Raw genomic sequence first — 1,394 nt, forward strand, 5'->3', positions numbered from 1 at the left:
CTGAGACCTGATGCCGAGCCGATTGTGGTGAAGTGGATGATCCTATGCTGTCGAGAAAAGCCTCTAGCGAGTTTCATGGCGGCCCGTACCCCAAACCGACTCAGGTGGTCAGGTAGAGAATACCGAGGCGTTCGGGTGAACTATGGTTAAGGAACTCGGCAAAATGCCCCCGTAACTTCGGGAGAAGGGGGGCCATTCCTGGTGACGGGCCTTGCGCCTTGAGCTGGGGGTGGCCGCAGAGACCAGCGAGAAGCGACTGTTTACTAAAAACACAGGTCCGTGCGAAGCCGTAAGGCGATGTATACGGACTGACGCCTGCCCGGTGCTGGAACGTTAAGGGGACCGGTTAGCTTGGATTCGTCCAGGCGAAGCTGAGAACTTAAGCGCCAGTAAACGGCGGTGGTAACTATAACCATCCTAAGGTAGCGAAATTCCTTGTCGGGTAAGTTCCGACCTGCACGAATGGCGTAACGACTTCTCGACTGTCTCAACCATAGGCCCGGTGAAATTGCATTACGAGTAAAGATGCTCGTTTCGCGCAGCAGGACGGAAAGACCCCGGGACCTTTACTATAGCTTGATATTGGTGTTCGGTTCGGCTTGTGTAGGATAGGTGGGAGACTTTGAAGCAGCAACGCCAGTTGTTGTGGAGTCGTCGTTGAAATACCACTCTGGTCGTGCTGGATGTCTAACCTGGGTCCGTGATCCGGATCAGGGACAGTGTCTGGTGGGTAGTTTAACTGGGGCGGTTGCCTCCTAAAGGGTAACGGAGGCGCCCAAAGGTTCCCTCAGCCTGGTTGGCAATCAGGTGTTGAGTGTAAGTGCACAAGGGAGCTTGACTGTGAGACTGACGGGTCGAGCAGGTACGAAAGTAGGGACTAGTGATCCGGCGGTGGCTTGTGGAAGCGCCGTCGCTCAACGGATAAAAGGTACCCCGGGGATAACAGGCTGATCTTCCCCAAGAGTCCATATCGACGGGATGGTTTGGCACCTCGATGTCGGCTCGTCGCATCCTGGGGCTGGAGTAGGTCCCAAGGGTTGGGCTGTTCGCCCATTAAAGCGGTACGCGAGCTGGGTTTAGAACGTCGTGAGACAGTTCGGTCCCTATCCGCTGTGCGCGTAGGAGTGTTGAGAAGGGCTGTCCCTAGTACGAGAGGACCGGGACGGACGAACCTCTGGTGTGCCAGTTGTCCTGCCAAGGGCATGGCTGGTTGGCTACGTTCGGGAGGGATAACCGCTGAAAGCATCTAAGCGGGAAGCCTGCTTCGAGATGAGCACTCCCACCTCCTTGAGAGGGTAAGGCTCCCAGTAGACGACTGGGTTGATAGGCCGGATATGGAAGCCCTGTGAGGGGTGGAGTTGACCGGTACTAATAGGCCGAGGGCTTGTCCTCAG

Annotated in this window: 1 rRNA gene; it reads left to right on the top strand. The window is 56.2% G+C overall.

Going from position 1 to position 1,394, the window contains the following annotated elements:
• Nucleotides 1-1,392 (top strand): 23S ribosomal RNA (locus ACFYUY_RS40060); the annotation flags it as partial.
• Nucleotides 1,393-1,394 lie beyond the last annotated feature (2 nt).

It is taken from the genome of Kitasatospora sp. NPDC004745 (assembly GCF_042873275.1).
Lineage (GTDB): Bacteria > Actinomycetota > Actinomycetes > Streptomycetales > Streptomycetaceae > Kitasatospora.